Source organism: Streptomyces sp. L-9-10, from assembly GCF_004151105.1.
Lineage (GTDB): Bacteria > Actinomycetota > Actinomycetes > Streptomycetales > Streptomycetaceae > Streptomyces.
This window is the reverse complement of sequence record NZ_PHRF01000050.1, coordinates 1-23,464: the sequence shown is the minus strand read 5'-3', so window position 1 is coordinate 23,464 and position 23,464 is coordinate 1. Positions and strand designations below refer to the sequence as shown.

Here is a 23,464-nt window from a genome sequence, read left to right as displayed (position 1 = left end):
ACGTCCTGGTGGCGTACGTCCTGGTGGCGTGGGTCCGTCACGGGTTCCCGCCTTCTTGTCGTCGTCCGGTGTTCTCGCGGATGTTGATCTCACGATGCATTTCACACCCTGGATGCGGATTCCATTGAGGGCTTCGGCGCGGCTTCATGGCTCCGGACTCCACGTCTCACCTGGTAAGGAACGGGCTGACGCGGTGCCGGACGGGTTGACCAGGCCATCGACCGTGGTGAAGACTGCCGAACGGTACCTCAACAATCTATGTTATAACCTCAGGGCTTCATGTTATTCATGAGGTGAACAGGACCGGGGAATGTCACAGGACAAGAGCCAGCGGGGGCCCATAGAGCGCCGCCGGGAGATCTCCGACCATGTGCTGACCGAGGGCTCGGCATCGGCGTCGGACCTGGCGGAGCGGTTCGGCGTGAGCGTGATGACGATCTACCGCGATATCGACGAGCTGGAGAGCGAGGGCGTCCTGCGGAAGTTCCGCGGGGGTGTCACCGCGCAGCCCTCCGGGGTGTTCGAGAGCAATGTCGCCTACCGCAAGAAGTCCATGCGGCCGGAGAAGGAGGCGCTCGCCGCGAAGGCCGCGACGCTGATCGACCCGGGGATGTCGGTGATGATCGATGACTCGACCACCGTGCTGGAACTGGCCAGGCTCCTGCCCCGTATCGAACCGCTGACCGTCGTCACCAACTTCCGGGAAGCGCTCAATCTGCTCGCCGGTGAACGCGGCATCCATCTGATGGCCCTGGGCGGCGACTACGACCCCCTGCACGACTCCTTCCTCGGGGTGCCCTGTGTGGAGGCCGTCGAGGCCCTGCGGGTCGACATGTGTTTCGTCTCCACCTCGTCCGTCTACGGCGACTTCGCCTTCCACCAGGAACAGCGCATCGTCGCCGTCAAGCGCGCGATGCTCAAGGCCGCGGGCCGCAATGTGCTGATGATCGACCACTCCAAACTCGGCCGCACCGCGCTGCACCGGCTGACCCCGCTCTCGACGTTCGACCTGATACTGGTCGACGACCGCACCCCGCCCGAGGTGCTGCGCTCCCTCGACGAGAGCGGCGTCCACTACGAGGTCGCCGAGACCTGAGCCCGGCCCCGGTCGCCTCCTGCCCCTCCCGTCCCCGAGCACCGTTCGCTCCAGTACCCGGCCCACCTCCGTACCCGTCCCGCCCTGATCGTCAAGGAGACCTCAACGATGAGAATCCTCGCCGCCGGCGACCACTTCGTCGCCCCCGATCTGTTCACCCGGGAGCTGACGGCCGAGATCGGCACGGACCACACCATCGGCCAACTGCGCCTCCCCTGGCCGCTGACGCCGTTCGGGCCGGTCTCCGAGGTCGACGAGGCGTCCGGTGACGAGGACACCCTCCTCACCGCGCTGCGCGGGGCGCGGGTGTGTGTCACGCAGATGGCTCCGGTGACCCGCAAGGTGCTGGACGGCTCGCCCGATCTGCGGCTGGTCGTCGTCGGCAGGGGCGGCCCGGTCAACGTCAACCTCGACGCGGCGAAGGAGCGCGGCGTCCAGGTCTGCAACACCCCCGGCCGCAACGCGGCGGCCACCGCCGAGTACACCGTCGGGCTGCTGCTGGCCACGATGCGCCGGATCCCGGAGACCTCGGCGGCGCTCGCGGCGGGCCGCTGGGCGGGCGAGTTCTACACGTACGACAACTGCGGTCCCGGTCTGGACGGGGCGACCGTCGGACTGATCGGCTGCGGCGCGGTCGGCAGCCGGGTGGCCCGCGCGCTGACCGCCCTCGGCGCGCGGGTCCGTCTCTACGATCCGTACGCCGACCCCGACACGCTGCGCGAGTCCGGCACGCCGGTCGCCGACCTGGACGAACTGCTGCGCCGCTCCGATGTCGTCTCACTCCACGCGCGGCTCACGCCCGAGACGCGCGGGCTGCTCGGCGCCCGCGAACTCGCCCTGCTGCCCGAGGGCGCGGTGGTGGTCAACTGCGCGCGTGGCGCGCTGCTGGACGAGGACGCGCTCTGCGACGCGCTGGAGTCGGGCCGGCTCGCGGCGGCGGGGCTGGATGTGTTCGCCGTGGAGCCGCCGCCCGCGGACTCCCGGCTGCGCACCGCTCCCCGTCTGGTCATGACGCCCCATCTGGCCGGGGCGAACATCTCGGTCGCGCACAACGCGGCGCGTATCGCCGCCGCGGAGGTGGGCCGGTTCCTGCGCGGGGAACCGCTCGCCCATCGTGTGATCTGACCTCGCGCCGTTTGACAGTACGTCGCCTGGCTTCACCTGTACGTCACATGCCGTTGTGTGACGTCTCGTGAACGCTCGTCACGCTCGCCGCATCGACCGGAGGAGACAGGGTGTTCGTCGGACTGGACATGGGAACCTCGATCGTCAAGGCCGCGGCCTTCGCCGAGGACGGCACGGCACTGCGGGTGGAATCGAAGCCGATCTCGCTCGGCGGCCGGGGGGACGGTGTCGAGCAGGACGTCGAAGAGGTGGTCCTCGCCGCCACCGACGTCCTCGGCTCGGTGACCGGCGGACGCGCGCCCGCCCTGGTCGCGATCACCGGTCAGGGCGACGGCCTGTGGCTGGTCGACGCCGGGGGCCGCGCCGTACGCCCCGCCCTGTCGTGGATGGACGGCAGGGCGGGTGGACTCGTCGCCGGGTGGATGGACGACGGCACCGCGGAACAGATGTACCGGCGTACGGGGAACGTGCTCTTCCCCGGCTCCCCCGGGCCTCTGCTGGCCTGGCTCGACCGTAACGAGCCGGCGTCCCTGGACGCCGCCACGACCGCCGCCTGCTGCAAGGACGTCGTCCACCTGCGTCTCACCGGCGAGCGTGCCACCGATCTCTCGGACGCGTCCGTTCCGTTCCTCGATCCGCGCACCCGGACCTACTCCCCCGAGGCGCTCGCGGCCCTCGGGGTGGAGCACCGCGCGGGGCTGCTGCCGCCCATCGCGGCGACCCTGCCGTACGGCGAGGCCCATGGCCGCACCCCGGGCCTGTCGCGCGGTACCCCCGTCACCTCCGGTCCCTACGACCTTCCCGCGAGCGCGATCGGCGCGGGCGTGACCGAGCCCGGCGACGGGCTCCTGATCGTCGGTACCACCCTGGCGTGCCAAGTCGTGGTCGAGCGGGTCGCGTTCGACGAGGACCCCGTCGGATTCCATCTCGCGCTGGCCCGGCCCGACCGCCATATGCGGGCACTGCCCGCGATGACCGGTACGGTCGCGCTCGACTGGGTGCTCGATCTCACCGGCACCACCCACGACCAGGTCTCCGGCATCTTGGACGCGACCCCGCGCGGCGCCCGGGGGGTCGCCGCGCTGCCCTATCTGTCACCGTCGGGCGAACGCGCGCCGTTCGTCGACCCCACGGCGCGCGCGGAGTTCACCGGTCTCGATCTGCGGGCCTCCCGCGAGGACCTGGTGCGGGGCATGTGCGAGGCGATCGCGTTCGCGGCGCGGCACTGTCTGGAGGCCGCGGGGCTCACCGGCGAGCTGGCCGTGTGCGGGGGCGGTACGCGCAGCCTCGCCTGGCTGCGGCTGTTCGCGGATGTCCTCGGCCGCCCGCTGCGGGTCGCGCGGGGGCCGGAACCGGGCGCGCGCGGTGCGGTGCTGGCCGCGGTCGAGGCCCGGGGAGCGGAGCTGGGACAGAGCCTGGACGTCGCGGCGTGGACCGCGCCCGACGCGGTGGTGGACCCGGATCCCGCGGGCGTCGCGTTCTACGAACAGGCCTATGCCGACTATCTGTTCAGGGTCGGAAGCGCGCGTGCCAGGTGGCGGGGGCCGGCCGCGGCCCACTGAGCGGCGCCCGGCCCGCGCGGACGCTCACGGGGGGGCGCTCACGGGGGGACGTTCACCGGGGGGACGTTCACGGGGTGGGTCCCGGCGGGCCGGTGATCAGCCGTACGGGGCCCATCAGTCCGGTGACGCGCTGCCCGGGGAAGACGAAGTGGGTCGGGCTCGTGGCGTCCAGGTACGGGGCGAGCGTGCCGAACACGGTGATCTCGACCGTACGCTCCCCCGGCCCGGCCAGTCCCGTCAGATCGAAGACGTACGGAGAGCACACCCGCACCCCGGCGGTGACACCGTCGACCCGTACCTCCGCCGTGCCGCGCACGCGCCCCAGATCGAGCGAGACCTGGCCGGTACCGACGCAAGTACCGGCTTCGGCTTCGGCCGGCAGGGTCATCACGCGGCTGTAGCGCACACCGCCGCTGTATTCGGCGAGGCCGCGTGATTCCCAGTCGCCGGTGCGGATCCGCCCGGGGCCGACCTCGCACCGCACGGGGCCCGCCAGCGCGGCGCCGCCCTGGTGGCCGGGGCGGGTCTCCACCCGGAGCGTGGCGGTCCGGGTTCCGGAGGGGCCGTCGGCCGGCAGATCGACGGTCACGGTATGTGTGCCGGCCACACCGCCGCTGTCCGGTCCGCTGCCGTCCGCGGATGTCACGGTGTGTTCGCGACCGTCGAGGAACACGGCAGTCGCGCCCCTCGTGTCGACCGTCAACCGACGTGCTCCCGGCGGGAGTTCACACCGGAACCACTCCACTTCCGGCCGCGCTCCGGGAACGGCGAAGCCGACCGGTACGACCGTGCCGTCGTCGGCGTCCGGGTCCAGCCAGGCGGCGCCGGGGAGCGGATGCGGCCGACGGCGCAGATACAGCGCGGCCGGATCCCCCACCTGTTCCCGGCGCACCACGACCGGCAGCTGTTCACCGGCGCGCTCGGCCCGCCATGTGCCGTCACTGTGCACGGTCGTCACGCACCGGCCATGGACGTCGTAGAGGGCCGCGTCCACCAGGACGGCGGGGTCCTCACCTTCGTCCGTCTCCACCACCAGCTGGTTGACGCCGATCCGCAGGGCCGACGCGATGTCGTGCCGTCGTACGCGCGGCACGGCGTGTTCGGCGTACGGGTCGAATCCGCCCTGTATGCCGACCACATGACCGTTGACGCGCAGTACGCAGCGCCCCCGCGCGGCGATCTGGACGATCGCCCGGCCGGGAAGGTCCGTCACGGTGAGGGTCGTCGCCACGGAGGCGCGGCCACCGGGCGCGAGGATCCACTCGGGACGGCGGTAGCGCTCCGGATCGCGGACGAGCGCCACGTGCGCGCGCAAATCGACGTCCTGATCGGGTGTCAGGTCCAGTTCGAGGAGATGGCTGCCGGGCGCGAGCCGTACCGTCCCCATGGCGAGATGGCCGCCGTCGTCCAGTGCGACGGGGACGCCCCCGAGCCGTACCGTCTTCGCCGCCGCGGCCCCGATCGCCAGCTGTCCGTCGAAGGCGTCGTCCAGGAGCAGTTCGGTCCGGACGCGTGCCACCGTCCCGGCGGCGGTCGGGCCGATCCGTACGAACTCCTCGGGCACATGCCCCTTGGGTCCGAGGACATCACGGTGGATCGGGTCCTTGTGGATGCCCCGGGTGTCGGACCATTCGAGCACCGATCCACCGTCGCCGTCGCCGTCGCCGTCGAGCAGGAGCGCGTGGGGCCCGAAGGTGGCGTGCGCCCGCGGCCGGGCCGGGTCGCCCGCGCGGCCCCGCCGGAACGTACGGCACTCGACGACGGCATGGCCCTCGCGATCACCGGCGCCAACAGGAGCGGCAGGACCGCCGACTCCGCCGCAAGGGCCGGTCGCGGGCCGCGCGAAGTCGCCCCAGGTGTTGTCCATGGTCGGGACCAGCGTCATGTCCCACTCGGCGTCCGGCGGGACCTCGACCACCGTACGTGCCGTACGAGCCGCGCCCCCCGTGACCGGACCCGGGTCCACGCCCCCCGTGCGCTCCGCCGTCCGCGCCGGAAAGACCAGGACCACCGCGGGCCCGCGGTCGAACGGCACCACGGCCTCCACGGCCCGTTCGTCGTCCTCGACGGCCCGGACCGGTACGGTACGCGGCTCACCGCCGAAGGGATCGAGCAGTACGGCCGGTCCCTCCACATCCCGGACCCGCACCTGTGCCTGCCGCACATAGCGCTCGGGGTCGAAGTCGTAACGGGCGTCGATCCAGCCCTGGGCGGCGCCCCGTTCGTCGGGAGCGGCGACCGCCGCACGGGTCGCGCGAGGCGCGTCGAACGAGGCCGCGGTCAGGAACACCACCGTCGCGTCGTCCACCCGGCGCGCGAGCGCGGGAACCGACGCCCGTACGACCGGCTCCGCTCCGGCCCGCGCCAGGCCCTGTCCCGGATCCCGTTCCCGCCGCAGCGCCCCGCCCAGATCGTCCGCCGTGGCGACGAGGACCGCGCGGCCGTCGGCGAAGCACGCGCACAGTTCGTCCCGTACCTTGTCCGGTCCCGCGGCCCCGTCCCGGCCGATGACATGCTCGGGGAGCGCGCCGATGGCGATCAACTCCCCTCCCCCCGAGGCGAATTCGATGAGGCGGAGCGCGGTGTCCTCTTCGAGCGCCGTGCACGCGGGCAGCACGACCGTCGCGTAGCTCTCGCCCGCCACGCACAGCCGTGTCCCCTCTCCCACGTCCCTGACCTGGGCGCGGGCGAGGGAGTCGTCGTCGATCACATCGGCGTCCAGGCCCAGCCGGTCGGCCACCCCCGGCCGGGTCCTGAACCAGGTCATGTCCCCGACGAGTTCGAGATAGACCACCTGGGCCCGGCGCGCGTCGGCGGACACGCCGTCGAGTGCCGCGCCGGTCTGGGCGGTGGTGGTGGGCAGCAGGATCGCGGTGTCGCACAGATGGCTGCCGAGGCTGAGGATCGCGCAGAGCCGGGTGACGGCGTCGGCGAAGACGCGATGGTGTGTCCAGTACGGCTGACGCCAGTCGGTGCCCGGCGGCGCCCACTCCCACCAGCCGCCCTTGGTCGTGTAGTAGACGGCGTGCGGGTTGTAGAGGGTCGCGCCGGCGCGCAGCCACGGCAGGAGCCAGTCGTAGGTCTCCTCCAGCGTGCCGCCCCAGCCGGTGGAGTGGAATGCCTCGATCCAGGTACGGGGCCTGCCGTACAGATGGGCGAGGGAGGAGTGGATCCGGGCGTCCCCGTGGTGGTCGGAGCCGGGCGCGGAGAACCAGCGGTGGGTACGGGCGTAGTCGGCGTACAGCTCGACACCGGCGACCGGGTGTCCGGCGCGGGCCGGGTCCTGCTGGTCGCAGCCGACGACCAGCCCGTGCCGCTCGTGCCAGGCGGCGAGCGGCCGGAAGAAGGCCGCTTCGGCGAGTTCGGCGCGGGTCAGATGGTAGTCGTGGCGGATCCGGTGGACGTCGGGGCGGTCCGCGCCGTCCTCGTACAGGGCGTCCAGATGCGGTACGAGGTCGTAGCCGCGCTGCCGCCGGAAGGTGTCGGCGAACTCCGTCGACCAGGTGGGCAGGGAGGGCAGTTCATCCTGGAACGAGCCGACGACGACGGTCCCGAGGCGGTCGCCGAGCCGCCGCTCGAACTCGCCGTGCACCCCCGCGAGCAGCGCCGCGCAGGCGTCCGCGCCGAGGTAGTCGAAGCCGAGGGCGGTGTGGTGATGGAGCGTCAGCCGCCACCGTCCGGGGCCGGGCGCCCGTACGATCGCGGCCCGTCCGTCCGCGACGAGCGGGAGCGGGATCGCGGGACCGGTGGGGGTTCCGTCGCCGTCGACCCGTTCCGCGAGGCCCGCCAGCGGCAGCGCGTGGGCGGGGCAGCGCAGTTCGCCGGGGCCGTCGACCACCGCGCGTACGCGGTCGAGCCGGCGGCCCGCGTACCCGGGCCGCTCATCGACCAGACGGGCCTGGAGGTCGGCTCCGGAGAATCCGAGCTGATCGTAGAACCAGAGTCCGATGCCCAGGTCGCGCGCGTCGTCGCAGACCCCTTCGAGCAGCGCCCACCAGGCATCGGAGAGGAACGGCGGGTCGTCGGCGTCGGAGCCGAACAGCGGGCCTGACGGTGCGAGGTTGAGCAGGACGAGGTTGAACACCCCGCCGTCCGCGAAGCGTTCGAGCTGGTCGCGCAGGCGCGCGCGGTCGAGCCGTTCCCCGCTCCACCACCAGATGGCGGTGGGCGAGAACGCGCGCGGCGGTTCGGTCAGGACCTCCGCGATGCTCGTGGGGAGGGAGGGCCCTGCGTACGTCATGAAGTGTTCCTCAGCCTTTGGTTCTCGGCCTTCGTTCTTGGCCTTCGTTCTTGGCCTTTGGTTCTCGGCCTTTGGTTCTCGGCCTTTGGTTCTCGGCCTTCAGCCTTTGAGCCCGCCCTCGAAGCCCTTGATCACATAACGCTGGAGCAGCAGGAAGACCACGAGGATCGGCAGGGCGGCCAGCGCCAGACCGGCGAACACGAGGCCGTAGTCGGAGACGTACTGGCCCACGAACGAGAACACGCCGACGGGGACGGTCTCCTTGCCGGATCCGCCGAGGTACAGCAGCGGGGTGAAGAAGTCGTTCCAGATGAAGACCGCGTTCAGGATGATCACGGTGCCGGTGATCGGCCGCAGCAGGGGGAAGACGATCCGGGTGAACGCCTGGCGGTGGTCGCAGCCGTCGATGAGCGCGGCCTGCGCGTAGTCCTGGGGCAGGGCGCGGATGAACCCCGTGTAGAGGAAGACCGTGAACGGCAGCTGGATGCCCATGTAGAAGAGCACCATGCCGTGGTACGTGCCGAGCCAGCCGAGGTCGTCGACGAGTTTGTACAGCGGGATCATGCCGAGCTGGAAGGGCAGCACGATGCCCAGCAGGAAGAGGACGTACAGCCCGTAGCCGAGTCCGCGAGCGCACCGCGCGAGGTAGTAGGCACCGGTGGAGCCGAGGACGATCAGCAGCAGCAGGCTGGTGACGGTGATGATCGTGCTGTTGAGCAGGGCGGGTCCGAGGGAGGCGGAGGACCACGCGTTGCCGAAGTTGGCGAAGGTGGGCGGCGCGGGTGGTGACAGCGGCGACTCCGCGATCTGCGCCGGGTCCTTCATCGCCAGCGTGACGAGCGCGTACACCGGGAACAGGAACACCACCGCGGCGGCGGCCATGACCAGTTCCAGGACGTAACCGCCGTACCGGGGACGGCGCTTGCCGGGCGTGCTGCGGGCGGTCGTGGTGGCGGTGGCGGTGGCGCTCACGCGGTGACCTCCCGGGCGCGCAGATAGCGGAGTTGGACGAGGGAGACGGCGGCGACGAACAGCGCCAGGACGAGCGCGACGGCGGTGCTGTAGCCGAACTTCCCGAAGACGAAGGCCTCTTTGTACAGCACGGTCGAGAGCGTCTCGCTCGATGTGCCGGGGCCGCCGTTGGTGGCCGCGTAGACCTGGTCGAAGAGCTTGAGCCCGCCGATGGTGGACAGCATGAGGTTGATGGTCAGCGCCGGGGCCAGCAGCGGCCAGGTGACATAGCGGAAGCGCTGCCAGGTGCCCGCGCCGTCGATGCGGGCGGCCTCGTGGAGTTCGGCGGGCACGCCCTGGAGGCCGGCGAGGAAGATGACCATCGAGTATCCGGCGTACTGCCAGACGACCATGGCGGCGACGGACCAGAGGGCGAGCGAGGGGTTGCCGAGCCAGTCCTGACGGAGCCCGCCGAGGCCGAGTGCGCCGAGGATGCCGTTCAGCCCGGCGCCGTTGTCCGGGTTGTAGACGTACTTCCACAGGAAGGCGACCATGACGGGGCTGACGACGGCGGGCGCGAAGAAGATCACCCGCAGCAGCGACCTGGACTTGATGTTGGCGTTCACGCCGAGCGCGAGCAGCAGGCCGATGCCGTTCTGGACGACGACCACCGCGAGGGTGAGCAGCAGGGTGTTGCGGACGGATTCCAGGGCGCGGTCGTCGTCCAGCAGGGTACGGAAGTTGTCCAGGCCGACGAAGGCGAAGTCGCCGATGCCTGACCAGTCGGTGAAGGCGTACACCACCCCGGCGAGGCTCGGGTAGAGGACGACCACGGCGTACACGAGGAGCGCGGGGACGACGAAGGCCCAGGGCGGGACGGTGGCGTCGCGATGGCGCCCGGTCCGTCCCGCAGGAGCGGGTGCGCCGCTCTTCACGGGCCCCGCGCCGACTGCCGCGCCCGGTTTCTCGTGGCCGGAAGTGGCCGTGTCCGGAAGGGAGTTCACGACTTCTTCCCGTACGCCTGGTCCATCTTGCCCAGCGCGCCGGCGACGTCCGTCTTCCCCGCGAGCAGCTCTTGTACGGCGGCGAAGTGGGCGGGCTGGACCTCGGCGTTGGGCCAGCTCTGGTCCATGAAGGGAACGGCGCGGTTGGCATCGATGATGGGCAGGAAGTCGGCCAGGGCGGGGTCGATCTCGGTGGTGGCGTCGCGGGTGAAGGGGATCGCCGAGACGGCCGTCGCCCAGCGGTTGATGTTCTGCTGCTGTCCGAGGAATTCGATGAACGCCTTGGCCTCGGCCGGGTTCTTGGCGTGGGCGGCGACGCCGAGACCGACGACGATGCCCGCCGGGATCCACTGCTCGGCGGCGTTGTCCCCGCCGGGGAAGGGGAACATGCCGAGGTCGTCGGGGGTGGGCGTGGCCTGCCGGAAGTTGGCGAGCACCGCCGAGACCTGGACGGCCATGGCCGCCTTACCGCTCGCGACCAGCGAGGTCTGCTGTTCGTAGGTGGTGCCGTTGGGGTTGTCGTTGAAGAAGCCCTTGCGCTGGAGTTCCTGGTACTTGCCCATCGCGTCGGCCCATCCCGAGCCGGCGAAGGTGGCCCGGCCCGCCGCCATGTCGGCGTTGAAGCCCGGGGTCTTGGCGTAGACGGCGTTGGGGACCAGCGCGTAGCTGATGAGCTGGGTGACCCACGGGGTCTGGGCGCCGAGCGCGATCGGCACTATGCCCTTGGCCTTGAGCCGGGCGCAGACGTCGAGGAGTTCGCTCCAGGTCTTCGGCGGCTGGACGCCCGCCGTGGCGAAGGCCTTCTTGTTGTAGATGGCGCCGATGACACTGCTGCCCGCCGAGTAGAGATAGGTCTTGCCGTCGTGGCGGTAGGCGGGGTCGAAGTTCTTCGGGATGCTCCGGGTCCACTTCTGCCCGCCGAGGTCGGTGAGCAGGCCTGCCTTGGCGAGTTCGACCATGGACATCGCGCTGCCGCTGCCGGGGTACAGCACGTGCACATCGGGGGCGTTGCCGCCGGCGAGCTGGGTGCGTACGACCGTCTGCACCTGGTCGGTGGGGGCGAAGGAGGTGGAGAAGGCGGGGTCGGGGTGGCTCTTGCGGTAGAGCGCGAGCAGTTCCTCTATGGGCTTCTGCTGGTCGGCGACTCCGACGACACGCACCTTGTCCGAGCCGCCGGAGCCGGAGCACGCGGTGAGCAGCGGGGGGAGCGCGGCCAGGGCGGCGACCCCGCCGCCGGCGCGGAGGAACCCCCGGCGGCTGACCGTGCCCGGGACAGGCGCTGGCAGGCTGCGGGAACCCGTGGTCATGGTGTGTCCTCCTCGTGGGATCCGGCGAGCGACGCCGCCGGGCTTGGAGCACGTCGGGGCGCGGCGCTCGCGACGGGCGCCGTGGGGTACCCGCCCGTGGGACGCGGGGGGTACGTGGGACGCGAGGGGTACGACGCGGTGAAGCGGTAGACGCCCGAGCCGACGCGGTAGACGGAGTGTCCGGAGGCGGTGTGGGGGGCGCTGTCGGTGGCGGCGCTGTCGGTGATGGCGGCGGTGGCGCTGTCGGTGCCGGTGCCGGTGCCGGTGCCGGGGATGGTGCCGGGGATGGTCGCGAGGAGCGTGAGGTGCTCGCCGTCCACCGGGACCGCGCCCGATTCCCGGACGGAGCCGTGGTCGTCGGTCGGTACGTGCACCTCGGCGCTCGCGCCCGGCGGGACCTGGACGCGCAGGCCGATGGTGTGGTCGTGGCGTTCCCAGCGCACCGCGACGGTGCCCCGGGCCGATTCGTAGCCCGCGCTCGCGTGGCCGAGTCCGCCGGGCCGTGGCCGGATCAGCAGCCGCCGGTATCCGGTGGAGTCCGGGCTCTGGTCGAGTCCGGCGACGCCCCGGTAGAGCCATTCACCGATCGAGCCGAGCGCGTAGTGGTTGAAGGAGTTCATCGAAGGGGCGCGGAACCCCGTATCGGGTGTCCAGCCGTCCCAGCGTTCCCAGATGGTGGTGGCGCCGTGGCGCAGCGGGAACAGCCATGAGGGAACGTCGGTACGGCGCAGCAGGGCGTGTGCCAGGTCGGCGCGGCCGTACGCGTCCAGGACGGGCGCGGCGAGCGCGACGCCGAGGAAGCCGGTCTGGAGCGCGGGCCCGGCCGTCTCGATGAGTTCGGCGAGCCGCTGGGCGGCGGGTCCGGTCGCGTCCTCGGGCAGTAGGCCGAAGGCGAGGGCGACGAGATAGCCGGTCTGGGTGTCGCCCGCGATCCGTACGGTGGGGTCGCCTTCCGCGTTCTTGTCGGTCGTCACGAACCGTTCGGTGAAGGCGGTACGGATGTCCGCGGCCAGCCGGTGGTGGTCGCGCGCCACCTCCGGGAGTCCCAGCACCTCGGCGGCGCTCGCGGTGAGGTGGGTGCTGTGCGCGAAGTAGGCGGTGGCGATGACCTCGCGCGGGGTCGGAACTCCGGGGGCGAGCCAGTCGGAGAAGTGCGGACCGACCTGCCGACGCCAGATCAGGTCCGGGTTGTGACGGTGGATCAGATCGATCCAGGCGCGCATGGCGGGCAGCGCGCGGGAGAGGAAGCGTGGGTCGTCGTAGGTGCGGTACAGATGCCAGGGGATGATCACGCCCGCGTCGCCCCAGCCGGGGGCGCCCTCGTCGGCGACACCGGTGAGGCGCGGGGCCACATTGGTGAAGCCGCCCTCGGGGGTGCGGGCGTCCTCGATGTCGCGCAGCCACTTGGTGAAGAACGCGGCGACATCGGCGTTGAGCGCGGCGGTCGGCAGGAAGACCTGCGCGTCGGCGAGCCAGCCGAGCCGTTCGTCGCGCTGCGGGCAGTCCGTGGGCACACTGACGAAGTTCGAGCGCTGTCCCCAGACCACACAGTCGTGGAGCCGGCGAATCTCGGGGTCGGAGCAGTCGAACGCACCGGACCATGGTGTGTCGCTGTGCAGCGCCACAGCGACGACATCGGAGTCGTACAGTCGCGGGACTCCGCTGATCTCCACGAAACGGAACCCGTGGTACGTGAAGCGCGGTTCGAAGACGAGGTGTTCACGGCCGTCACCGATCAGTACGTCGGTGGCGGCGGCGGTGCGCAGGTTCGCGGTGTAGAGGCGGCCCGTCTCGTCCAGCGCCTCGGCGTGGCGTAAGACCACCCGCGCGCCGGGGGCGAGTCCGGCGACGCGGAGGCGTACCCGGCCGGCGAGGTTCTGGCCGAAGTCGACGATATGGGTGTCGTGCCGGCTGTCGTGAGGGGTGCCGTGTCCACCGTCGGCCGCGGCACCGTCGTCGTGGGGGACGCGGGTGATGGAGCGGGGGCGCAGGGCCGTCGTGGCCCGTACCGGTTCGTCGACGGACGCCACGAGGAGGTGGTGGCCGGTGTCCGTGATCAGCGCCGGTGACCACTCCGTGTCGTCGAAGCCGGGCAGATCCCAGCCGTCGGCCGCGTGCCGCAGATCGTGGCACTCCCCCATGAGCAGGTCGGCGTGGCGGATCTCGCCGGTGCGGGTGCGCCAGGTGTCGTCGGTGACGATCGTGGTGGTACGGCCGTCGGCGTGGTCGATATGAAGCTCCGCCAGGAACTGCGGGAACGCGCCGTAGTGGGCGCCCGCTCTGCGGGGCTCGAAGCCGACGAACCCGCTCCACCAGCCGTCGGCGAGGGTCGCGGCGAGGACGTTCTCGCCGTCGCGGACCAGTTCGGTCACGTCGTACGTCTGGTACTGGACGCGGCGGGTGTAGTCGGTCCAGCCGGGCGCGAGTTCCGCGTCGCCGACCCGGGTGCCGTTGAGGCGGACCTCGTACAGGCCGCGCGCGCTGACATAGAGCCGGGCGCGGAGGGCGGCGGAGCCGGTGAAGGCGCGCCGCAGCATGGGGCAGGGGGCGAGACCGTGGTCGTCCAGGGCGCGTTCGCCCTCGGTCGGCGCGTCCATGACCGGGATCGGGCGGGGATCGTGGCCGATCCATGAGGCACGCCACTCGTCCGCGCCGCGGAACGCGGTCTCGAACCAGGACGTCTCCTCGACGGGAGCGCCCGGATCTCTCCCGGCCGGATCTCTCCCGCCCTGACCCGTCGCGTCCGGGCCTCTGCCGGCCGGGTCGGTCTCGGCCTGGCCGCCGTCACCCGGATCGGTCGCGGCCGGCCAGACGGCGACCCGCCAGTGGTAGCGCGTACGGGACGTGAGCGCGGGTCCCGTGTAGACGGCCCCGATCGCGTCCGGGTCCTCGACCCGGCCGGTGTCCCACAGGGGCTGACCGCCCTCGTCCAGGTCCTCGGCCCGGTCGGCGACCCGCACGCGGTACGCGAGGGGCGCGTCGCCCCGGCGCGCGGACGCGAGCCGCCAGGAGAGCAGGGGCGCGGCCTCGTCGATGCCGAGCGGGGTGGCGCGGTGGTCGCATCGCAGGGCGTAGGGCCGCAGGGACACGAGCACGTCCTTCCTTCGCGCCGGGAGCGGCGCGTCGACGTCGACTGTTCGTCAGTTCGTCTGCTCGTCGTCACGTGTACGGCGTGAAGACGACCATCTTCGAATGTGAAATCTAACGTGAATTCTGTGGCGTGGAGACTATGAGCCCCTCGCAAGAGGTGTCAAGAGTGTTACCGAGGTGCGCATTAGCCATCTCATGCCGCAATCGATCTTCGCTCGGGAGGCCCTTACAGTCGCCTACGACAAGCGCTGTAGCCCCACAGCGAGGGCTCTTGTCCCCCGTTATTCTCATGTGATATTCACCGTGTGATTACAACACGAACGGACGTTAAATCAAGCGTCGATACCCCTTCGAGTACCTCGGCTCGGGCGGGGATCCCGCACGACGGAACGGACCAGCATCCATGCCACTGAACAGTGGGATCGACAGATCCAGAGGGTTGGGGCGACGCGCGATGCTCGGCGCCTCGGGAACGCTCGCGTTGGCGTTCGCCGCCGGCACCCTGTCGGGCGGCCGGGCCGGAGCCGCCGAGCGGTTCACTGAGGACCCCTTCACCCTGGGGGTCGCGTCCGGCGACCCCTGGCCGGACGGATTCGTCCTGTGGACCCGCCTCGCGCCTCACCCCCTCGCCCCCGATGGCCACGGCGGCATGCCGCCCCACGCGGTCACGGTCCTCTGGGAGGTCGCCGAGGACGAACGCTTCCGGCGTGTCGTACGCCGGGGACGGACCAAGGCGGTGGCGGAGCTCGCCCACTCGGTCCATGTCGAACTGACGGGCCTTCAGTCCGGCCGGCAGTACTACTACCGCTTCAGCGCCGGCGGTGCGATCAGCCCCGTCGGCCGCACCCGTACCGCGCCCTCGCCGCACAGCCGGCCCAGGGAGCTGAACTTCGCCTTCGTCTCCTGCCAGGCGTGGTTCGAGGGCTTCTACACCGCCTATCGCCATCTCGCGCAGGAGGACGTCGATCTCATCCTGCATCTCGGCGACTACATCTACGAGAACCCCATCGACGCGATGGGCGGCGTACGCCAGGTCCCCGTCGCCGCCGAGCTGCGTCCCGAGCCGATGGACCTCGCCCAGTACCGGAACCGGCACGCGCTGCACCGCTTCGACCAGGACCTGATCGCCGCTCACCAGGCCCACCCGTTCGCCGTCGTCTGGGACGACCACGAGGTGGAGGACAACTGGGCGGGCGACATCTCCAAGCTCGACAACGAGCCGGACCAGGACCCGGCGGTGTTCCGGCAGCGCGCCGCCGCCGCGTTCCAGGCGTACTACGAGCATCTGCCGCTGCGCCTGCCCAACAAGCCGAGGGGCTTCGAGGCCCGGCTGTACCGCAAGCTGGGATACGGGCGGATGGCCTCGTTCCATATCCTTGACACCCGGCTGTTCCGCGATGACCAGCCCTGTGGTGACGGCACGAAGAGCGGCTGCGACGAGCGCCTCGAACCCAACCGCAGCATCCTCGGCGCCGAGCAGGAGAGCTGGCTCTACAACAGCCTCGGCCGCTCGGGAACGACCTGGAACTTCATCCCGCAGCAGATCCCGATGAACCAGGTCGACACCGACCCCGGCGCCGGCCAGGCGTTCGTGATGGACTTCTGGGACGGATACGCGGCCTCGCGGCAGCGGCTGTTCGACGAGATCGCCGCGCGCCGGGTGAGCAACCCCGTCGTGCTCACCGGCGATATGCACCGCCATCTCGCCGCCAACCTCAAGCGGGACTTCGACGACCCGGACTCCCCCACCGTCGGCGTCGAATTCGTCGGCACCTCCATCTCCACCAAGATGGACGGCATGGATCTGGACCCCTCGGGGGCGAGCCTGCTCGCGGCCAACTCGCACATCGAGTTCACCAACTACCAGCGCGGCTATGTCCGCTGCACGGCCACGCGGGAGTCGTGCCGCGCCGACTTCAAGGTGCTGCCCTACGTCACCCGGCCCGGCGCGCCCGTGTCGACCCGGATCTCCTATCTCACCGAGGCCGGACGGCCGGGGCTCCAGCGCGCCTGACGGCACGTCAGCCGTACTGACCCGTACGGCGGCGCTGCGGTTGCCGGGGCGGCCCCCGGCTCCCACCATCGGAGCGTGGGTGGCCGCCCTCGGCCCGTCCCGCGGGGATCCGTCCCGGATCGGTCCCCGGAGATTCCGTCCCCGGGGTTCCGTCCCCGGGGATCAGCCTCCGGAGATCCGCCCGGGTGGTCGTCACCCGGGCAGCTCACCCCCGCAGGGCACTTATCTCACACCTGAGATAATCTTCCCCTATGGCAGACGACTACCTCGTACGCATCGGCAAGCTCATCCGTGACGCACGTCAGCATCGTGGCTGGACACAGAGTCAGCTCGCCGAGGCTCTGGCCACCAGCCAGAGCGCCGTGAACCGCATCGAGCGCGGTAACCAGAACATCAGCCTTGAGATGATCGCGCGCATCGGTGAGGCGCTCGACAGTGAGATCGTGTCCCTCGGCTACGCCGGGCCCATGCATCTGCGGGTGGTCGGCGGACGCCGGCTCTCCGGCTCCATCGACGTCAAGACGAGCAAGAACGCGTGCGTGGCACTGCTCTGCGGTTCGCTGCTCAACAAGGGGCGCACGGTGCTGCGCCGGGTCGCGCGCATCGAGGAGGTCTTCCGGCTCCTGGAGGTGCTCAACTCCATCGGCGTACGCACCCGCTGGATCAACGACGGCGTCGACCTGGAGATCTCGCCCCCCGCCGAGCTGGACATGGAGGCGATCGACGCGGAGGCGGCCCGCCGTACCCGCTCCATCATCATGTTCCTCGGCCCGCTGCTGCACCGGATGGACACCTTCCGGCTGCCGTACGCGGGCGGCTGCGACCTCGGTACGCGCACGATCGAGCCGCACATGATCGCGCTGCGCCGGTTCGGTCTGGACATCGCCGCGACCGAGGGCCTCTACCACGCCCAGGTGGACCACTCGATCTCGCCGGACCGCCCGATCGTACTGACCGAGCGCGGGGACACCGTCACCGAGAACGCGCTGCTGGCCGCCGCACGCCACGACGGCACGACCGTCATCCGCAACGCCTCGTCCAACTACATGGTCCAGGACCTGTGCTTCTTCCTCGAAGCGCTGGGCGTCCGGGTCGACGGCATCGGCTCGACCACCCTGACCGTGCACGGTGTGCCGTCCATCGACGTGGACGTCGACTACTCCCCCTCCGAGGACCCGGTCGAGGCGATGAGCCTGATCGCCGCCGCCGTGGTCACCGAGTCCAAGCTGACGATCCGCCGGGTCCCGATCGAGTTCCTGGAGATCGAGCTCGCGGTGCTGGAGGAGATGGGGCTCGACCACGACCGCACCACCGAGTACTCCGCCGACAACGGCCGTACCCGGCTGGTGGACCTGACCGTACGGCCGTCCAAGCTGGAAGCGCCGATCGACAAGATCCACCCGATGCCGTTCCCCGGGCTGAACATCGACAATGTGCCGTTCTTCGCGGCCATCGCGGCGGTGGCGCAGGGCCAGACCCTGATCCACGACTGGGTCTATGACAACCGCGCCATCTACCTCACGGACCTCAACCGCCTCGGCGGCCGGCTCCAGCTCCTCGACCCCCATCGCGTCCTGGTCGAGGGCCCGACCCGCTGGCGCGCGGCCGAGATGATGTGTCCGCCGGCCCTGCGGCCCGCCGTGGTCGTCCTGCTGGCGATGATGGCGGCGGAGGGTACGTCCGTACTCCGCAATGTGTATGTCATCAACCGCGGTTACGAGGATCTGGCGGAGCGGCTGAATTCCGTGGGCGCGCAGATCGAGATCTTCCGCGACATTTAATCGGAATGCGCGGACTCATACGGACCCCGCCGGCCCCGGAATCATCTCCGGTCCGGCGGGGTTTCTCGCATTGATGCGGATCGCTTTCGCTGCCGCTATCGCTATCGCTATCGGATCAGGCCGGTGGGCTGAGCGGCACCCACGACCTTGCCGAGGGCGTAGGCACCCGTGACGAGAGCCGCGCCTCCGGTGAAGGCGAGGGCCGGCGTGGCCAGAACCGGCGACGCCTCGTGCGCCAGCCAGCCGGGGGTCTCCTCGGTGAGCCCGCCGAGACTCTCCATCTGCGCGTTGAACTTGTCTTCGATCATGTGTCCCTCCCCATGAGGAATGTGCGGTGGACATGCGGAAGGCGGCCGGGGAAAGGGATGGATGCGCAGCCCTTTACGACCCGGACTCACCTGGGGAGAGATACAAGCATCTATTCGAACTGAGAGAGTATGACGCGGATCACACTTTAAATGGAGCGGGGAATTCCGACGCTATTCCAGCACCATGACATTTATCAGCTATATCCATGACATCCGTCAGCCGATGCCATGAGAAACCTCATCGCCGGCACCGGCCGTACGGTGATGCCGTATACACGCATCCCCCCACCCATGTGACCGAGGTCACACCTCCTGGGCGGGGGTGGCACGCGCGACGCCGCGCCCGGGGAAGGACGTTCATCCCCCGGGCGCGGCCGACTACGGGTCACACAGCTGGGCGCGCTACTTCAGCAGGTACGCCTTCACGATGGTCGTCTCGTAGGTGTTGCCGTCCTTGTCGGTGAGCTTCGCCTTGAAGGAGACCGACGTGGCCGTCTTCGGGTGGCTCAGCGACAGGCTCTTCTTGCCGTCCTTGCCGGTGGTCACCGGGGCCTTCGCCCACTTGGTCCCGCCGTCGTAGGAGACCTCCACGGACAGGGACTTGAAGCCCTTGCCCGAAGCCGGGCCCTGAAGGGTCAGCGGGACAGTGAGCTTCTTGCCCGCCGCCGCGGTGCTGCCCAGGTCCAGCTTCGGGGCGAAGCGGACGGTGGAGAGCGGAAGGTTGACGATGGTGTCATCGGCGGGCTTCTTCGAGGCGAACGTCCACGCCGCGGTGACACGGGTGCTGACACCGGCGACCTTGGTGGAGCGCGACGCGTCCGTGCTGATGCGGTACGCGGCCGACTTCGCGGGCAGACCGGCGATGAACTGGCAGAGGGCGTCCTTCTCGTCGAGGACCTTCTTGCCGTCGACGGTGATCAGCGTGCGCTGCTTGGAGACCTCCGACTGGCCGAAGTGACCGGCTCCGTCGGTGAACTCCGGGATGCAGACGGCCATTTCCTCACCCAGGCGCTGCGCGGTGTTGTTCGCGTTCACCTTCGGGCTGAAGACACCGACGTTGTACGTCTTGTCGTAGGTCTTCTTCGCCTGGTACGTGCGGGGCGGGTCGGACTGGAGGTACACGCCGCCCTCCTCGCTCGTGCCGTCCTGGCCGATGTTGAACTCCCACTGGAAGCCCGCGGGAGCGGTGACGTACGTCTTCGCCGTGGTGGGAAGGGCGAACGGCTGGGTGACCGTGCCGACCCCGAACGTTTCGTCCTTGCTCCAGAACGGGTTGACCGTGCCCTTGCGGCCCTTGGCCGAGGCGCCGGTCTTGATGTTCACCAGGGCCAGTTCGCTCTTGGTCGCGGTGTGGGTGAAGCCGGTGTACATCGAACCCGTGCGGTTGTAGAGCAGGTTGTAGCTGGTGCTGCCCTTCTGCCAGGTGCCGCCCAGCTGGTTGCTGAACTCCTTGGCGGGCAGTGCCGCGCCGAGCTGCGCGGTACGGAAGCCCTGGAACGAGGGCAGGAACCAGGTGCTGCCGAAGGAGCTGCTCCCCGAGTCAAGGGCGTAGTTGAGATACGTGTCGAGCTGCTTGGCGGAGTCCGGCGCCGTGATCGAGACCGGCTTCGCCTTGCGGGCGTCGAAGGTGACCGTGGCGTTCTTGGTGACGGACAACTTCGGCTGCACCATCAGCGCGATGTCCGGAGGCGTGTCGCCGCCCCTGGGGGTCTGCACCGGTGCGTCGAGCGTGTACACGCCCTTGGGGACCCGGATCTTGGCGATGCCGTCGCCGTCGGTGTCGTACGGGTTCTCCCAGAAGTCGCCGCCGAGACCGTAGACGGTGGTCTCGGCCTGCGCGGGCTTGCCCTTGGTGTCGATGAACTTCATCGTGAGGTCGTACGACTCGACCTCGCGGGTCACCGCGAACGACGTACGGGCCTGCTGGCCGCCCTCGGTCGCCTTGGCGGTGACCGTGCCGGAGTACGTGCCGTCCAGCGTGCCGACGCGGGTGTCCGCGGTGAGTGCGACATCGGCGGTGCCGCCGGCGGGGACGGTGACCTGCTTCGCGCCGAGCGCGAAGAAGCCGGCCGGGGCGGGCTTGCCCTTGGGGCCGACGGTCGCCACCGACAGGTCGAGGGTGACCGGCTTCGTTCCGCTGTTGCGGTAGGTGATCGACTTGGTCACCGGCTTGTCGTCGGTGTGCGGCCACTGCTGGGTGCCGAAGCCGAGCGAGGTCTGCTCGCTCACCACCGTCTGGGTGATCGCCCTGGCCACATCGGCGCGGCCGGTGCCCTGCTGATGGACCGTCAGTCCGGTGCCGGGCTTGGCCGAGGCGGTCAGCGTCTGCTTGATCCGCTGGCCGGTCCAGTCCGGGTGCTGCTGGGCGAGGAGCGCGGCGGCGCCCGCGACATGCGGGGTCGCCATCGAGGTGCCCGACATCGACACATAGCCGTCGGCGGCCGGATCACCGATCTGTCCCTGCGCCGCCTTCGCCGCGACGATGTCCACCCCGGGCGCGGTGATGTCCGGCTTCAGCGAGCCGTCGGCCGTCGGGCCCACGCTGGAGAAGTCGGCGATCTTGTCGGCGCGGTCGACCGCGCCGACGGTGAGCGCGGAGGCCGCGCTGCCGGGCGAACCGATCGTCGAGGCGCCGGGGCCGTCGTTGCCCGCGGCGATGACGAAGAGGACGCCCTTCTCGGCGGAGAGCTTGTCGACCGCCGCCTCCAGCGGGTCCGTCTCCGCCGTGTCCCCGCCGCCGAGGCTGAGGTTGGCCACCTTCGCGCCCTGGTCGGCGGCCCACTGCATGCCCGCGATGATGCCGGAGTCCTCGCCGAATCCGGAATCGTCCAGCACCTTGCCGTCGAGGATCTTCGCGCCGGGCGCGACACCCTTGAACTTGCCGCCGGACTTGGCACCGGAGCCCGCGGCGGTGGACGCGACATGCGTGCCGTGGCCGAAGTGGTCGACGGTGTTGCCCGCGCCGGAGAAGTCCTTCTGGGCCAGCTCCACACCCTTGAGGTCGGGATGGGTCTCGTCCACGCCGGTGTCCAGGACGGCAATCTTCACGCCCTTGCCGTCGTATCCGGCCTGCCAGGCGGCCGGCGCGCCGATCTGGGGAACGCTCTTGTCCAGGCTCGCCCGGCGCTTGCCGTCCAGCCATACGCGCTCGATGCCCTGCGCGACCGTACGCTCCTCGCCCCGCCGCTCGCCGGCCGCGGTGAGGGCCTGCCACACCTCGGCCGTACCGTTCTTGGGCGCGGTCACGGCCTCGCCCTTGACCGCGGGCAGGGCCCGGCGTACCGAGACGTCCGCGGCCGAGATGGCCGACTTCGCCCGCGCCTTGTCCCCGGCGGCCGTGGCGTACGACACGATCAGCGGGAGCGTCGCGCGGTGCGCGTCGTCGTAGCGGTCCTCGATGAGCCGGCTGACATTGAACAGCCGCCGGTCCAGCTTGCCCTGGGCCACCAGCCGGGACGCGTCGGAAGGCAGCACGTATGTGGCGCCCGCGATCCGGTTGACGGTTATTCGGATGTCCTCGCGGCCCTTCGCCGGCTCCACCCGCCCCACCCGGCCCTTGGCGTCTACATGGACGCGGTCACCGGTGATCAGCGTGACGACAGACGACTCACCCTTCGCCTGCCGCGCCTTCGCGGCGAACGTCTCCGCGTTGTCGCCGGCCGGAGCGGCGCCGGACGCGGCTCCCGTGGCGACGCCCGTCGTCAGGCCCGCGGTGAGCAGCGCCGCCACCATGGCCGCGCCCGCCCTGCTGCTGTTTCTGAGCAACTCTCCCCCAAAGGTGAGGTGTTGTGTCGAAGAACCCCCGAAGCGACGTGTACCGGGAGGGTGCTGATCAACCGGAACCGCGTCGGCACGGAAGACGGAAGGCCGCCTCGTGGGGTTCATCCGCACCATGGTCGAATTGGCGCCACTTTTGACGGCGGTGATCAGCCACGAGCGGTGTGGGTGGGCCCTCAAGTGGGCCCGGGGGCCCTGCGCTTGGGCCCGGACCCATCCCTAGGCTGCGGAGACTCCGGGGGGAAACAGAAGACGACGTGGGCGAGGAGAACTGATGAAAGGTGCCGTACGGTTGCGCAGATGGCATGCGCATGACCACATACTCGGTCCCCCGTCACGTCGCGACCGGGGGCAGAGCGGGGCCGAGTACGCGGCGATGGTCGGGGTGGTGTCCCTGGTCGTGGCGGCGATCGTCGGCCTGAGTGTGCCCACCGACGAGGCGACCGGGCTGAAGAGCGCGGTGTGCCGGATACTTCACCCGCTGAGCGGGGCCGAAGCGTGCTCCTCCGGCGACTACGAGGGCGACGGGGGCGGCGACGGGGGCGACGGGGGCGGAGGTCCCGGCGACCCGTTCGTGCCCAACGGCGACCCGTTCGAGCCCGCGAAGTGTCTGCTCTCCCAGGACCAGACCAAGACCACCGTCGTCATCCAGATCCTCTTCATCAAGATCAGCAGCTCGGAGACGGTCAAACTCCAGCAGTGGTCCGACGGCACCGTCACCCTGGAGCGCGTGACCGAGAGCGGAGCCGGCGTCACGGCGAGCATCTCCGCCGGCATCCCGGGCCTGAAGGACTGGGGCGGCAGCGCCTCGCTGAGCGGAAGCTATGTGAAGGGCAGCGGCAGCGGCGGGCAGTGGCTCTTCAACGGGAACAAGAGCGGCGATCCCCAGGCGGACCTGGCGGCCAACCTCGAAGACGCCCAGCAGTTCACCGAGTACCTCAAGGCGCAGGGCGAGTGCAACAGCAGGCCCGCCGGTCCGCGCTCCTCCGAGCTGGGGATGATCTGCGGCTACCACGCCGGCAAGAAGAAGCCCGACCTCGAACCGGAGAAGGCGCCGGACGTCGACATCACCAAGACCTCGACCGAGGCGTCCGGCGGTGTGAGCTTCGGCAAGACCTTCAAGAGCAACGGCAAGAGCGGCAAGGACACCAAGGGCGGCAAGGACGGCAAGGGCGCCGACGGCCCCAAGGACCTCGGCAACATCTCCTT

Annotated in this window: 12 protein-coding genes and 1 pseudogene; 6 read left to right on the top strand and 7 right to left on the bottom strand. The window is 70.4% G+C overall.

The features are described 5' to 3' along the window. Nucleotides 1-310 precede the first annotated feature (310 nt). From CU044_RS13610 to CU044_RS13600, 3 genes are all read left to right on the top strand, one after another. Entirely contained in the window at nucleotides 311-1,096 is a 786-nt protein-coding gene (locus tag CU044_RS13610) for a DeoR/GlpR family DNA-binding transcription regulator (RefSeq protein WP_129768821.1), read from the top strand. 108 nt (nucleotides 1,097-1,204) lie between these two features. Beyond that, the gene (locus tag CU044_RS13605) at nucleotides 1,205-2,221 is read left to right on the top strand and encodes a 2-hydroxyacid dehydrogenase (RefSeq protein ID WP_129768820.1); all 1,017 of its coding nucleotides are present in this window, start codon (nucleotides 1,205-1,207) and stop codon (nucleotides 2,219-2,221) included. A 110-nt stretch (nucleotides 2,222-2,331) separates the two neighbouring features. Then, complete coding sequence (locus tag CU044_RS13600; RefSeq protein ID WP_129768819.1) at nucleotides 2,332-3,783, top strand: FGGY-family carbohydrate kinase; 1,452 nt, start codon at nucleotides 2,332-2,334, stop codon at nucleotides 3,781-3,783. Between the two features lie 67 nt (nucleotides 3,784-3,850). On the opposite strand, the gene CU044_RS13595 is transcribed toward CU044_RS13600, so the two are convergent. The 5 genes from CU044_RS13595 to CU044_RS13575 all read right to left on the bottom strand — a co-directional run bounded on the left by CU044_RS13595 (nucleotide 3,851) and on the right by CU044_RS13575 (nucleotide 14,374). Next, nucleotides 3,851-8,023: a glycosyl hydrolase gene (locus CU044_RS13595; protein ID WP_205124072.1), complete on the bottom strand. Its 4,173-nt coding sequence runs from the start codon at nucleotides 8,021-8,023 to the stop codon at nucleotides 3,851-3,853. A gap of 99 nt (nucleotides 8,024-8,122) precedes the next feature. Then, entirely contained in the window at nucleotides 8,123-8,995 is an 873-nt protein-coding gene (locus tag CU044_RS13590; RefSeq protein ID WP_240045566.1) for a carbohydrate ABC transporter permease, read from the bottom strand. After that, the gene (locus CU044_RS13585) at nucleotides 8,992-9,978 is read right to left on the bottom strand and encodes a sugar ABC transporter permease (RefSeq protein ID WP_240045564.1); all 987 of its coding nucleotides are present in this window, start codon (nucleotides 9,976-9,978) and stop codon (nucleotides 8,992-8,994) included. Before CU044_RS13585 ends, CU044_RS13590 begins: the two co-directional genes overlap by 4 nt. After that, the gene (locus CU044_RS13580) at nucleotides 9,975-11,285 is read right to left on the bottom strand and encodes an extracellular solute-binding protein (protein ID WP_129768818.1); all 1,311 of its coding nucleotides are present in this window, start codon (nucleotides 11,283-11,285) and stop codon (nucleotides 9,975-9,977) included. Before CU044_RS13580 ends, CU044_RS13585 begins: the two co-directional genes overlap by 4 nt. After that, nucleotides 11,282-14,374, bottom strand: a complete 3,093-nt coding sequence (locus tag CU044_RS13575; RefSeq protein WP_165371885.1) for an alpha-L-rhamnosidase — start codon at nucleotides 14,372-14,374, stop codon at nucleotides 11,282-11,284. Before CU044_RS13575 ends, CU044_RS13580 begins: the two co-directional genes overlap by 4 nt. A 404-nt stretch (nucleotides 14,375-14,778) precedes the next feature. Between CU044_RS13575 and CU044_RS13570 the strand changes: the two genes are divergently transcribed. Next, on the top strand, nucleotides 14,779-16,389 hold the full coding sequence (locus CU044_RS13570; RefSeq protein ID WP_129768816.1) for an alkaline phosphatase D family protein: 1,611 nt from the start codon (nucleotides 14,779-14,781) through the stop codon (nucleotides 16,387-16,389). Between the two features lie 251 nt (nucleotides 16,390-16,640). Next, entirely contained in the window at nucleotides 16,641-18,170 is a 1,530-nt protein-coding gene (locus tag CU044_RS13565) for a UDP-N-acetylglucosamine 1-carboxyvinyltransferase (RefSeq protein ID WP_129768815.1), read from the top strand. A gap of 107 nt (nucleotides 18,171-18,277) precedes the next feature. Here CU044_RS13565 and CU044_RS13560 read toward each other — a convergent pair whose 3' ends face one another. Continuing rightward, the gene (locus tag CU044_RS13560) at nucleotides 18,278-18,478 is read right to left on the bottom strand and encodes a hypothetical protein (protein ID WP_129768814.1); all 201 of its coding nucleotides are present in this window, start codon (nucleotides 18,476-18,478) and stop codon (nucleotides 18,278-18,280) included. Between the two features lie 402 nt (nucleotides 18,479-18,880). Continuing rightward, a complete protein-coding gene (locus CU044_RS13555) occupies nucleotides 18,881-22,243 on the bottom strand; it encodes a S8 family peptidase (RefSeq protein ID WP_240045562.1) in 3,363 nt (1,120 codons plus the stop codon). Nucleotides 22,244-22,547: 304 nt separating this feature from the next. Here CU044_RS13555 and CU044_RS13550 point away from each other — a divergent pair. Beyond that, nucleotides 22,548-23,464, top strand: a pseudogene (locus tag CU044_RS13550) (hypothetical protein); the annotation flags it as partial.

Bases quoted from the DNA above. Each gene is read 5' to 3' on its own strand.
- CU044_RS13560 (WP_129768814.1), bottom strand. From the start codon at position 18,478: ATGATCGAAGACAAGTTCAACGCGCAGATGGAGAGTCTCGGCGGGCTC.
- CU044_RS13595 (WP_205124072.1), bottom strand. From the start codon at position 8,023: ATGACGTACGCAGGGCCCTCCCTCCCCACGAGCATCGCGGAGGTCCTG.
- CU044_RS13565 (WP_129768815.1), top strand. From the start codon at position 16,641: ATGGCAGACGACTACCTCGTACGCATCGGCAAGCTCATCCGTGACGCA.
- CU044_RS13570 (WP_129768816.1), top strand. From the start codon at position 14,779: ATGCCACTGAACAGTGGGATCGACAGATCCAGAGGGTTGGGGCGACGC.
- CU044_RS13580 (WP_129768818.1), bottom strand. From the start codon at position 11,285: ATGACCACGGGTTCCCGCAGCCTGCCAGCGCCTGTCCCGGGCACGGTC.
- CU044_RS13610 (WP_129768821.1), top strand. From the start codon at position 311: ATGTCACAGGACAAGAGCCAGCGGGGGCCCATAGAGCGCCGCCGGGAG.
- CU044_RS13605 (WP_129768820.1), top strand. From the start codon at position 1,205: ATGAGAATCCTCGCCGCCGGCGACCACTTCGTCGCCCCCGATCTGTTC.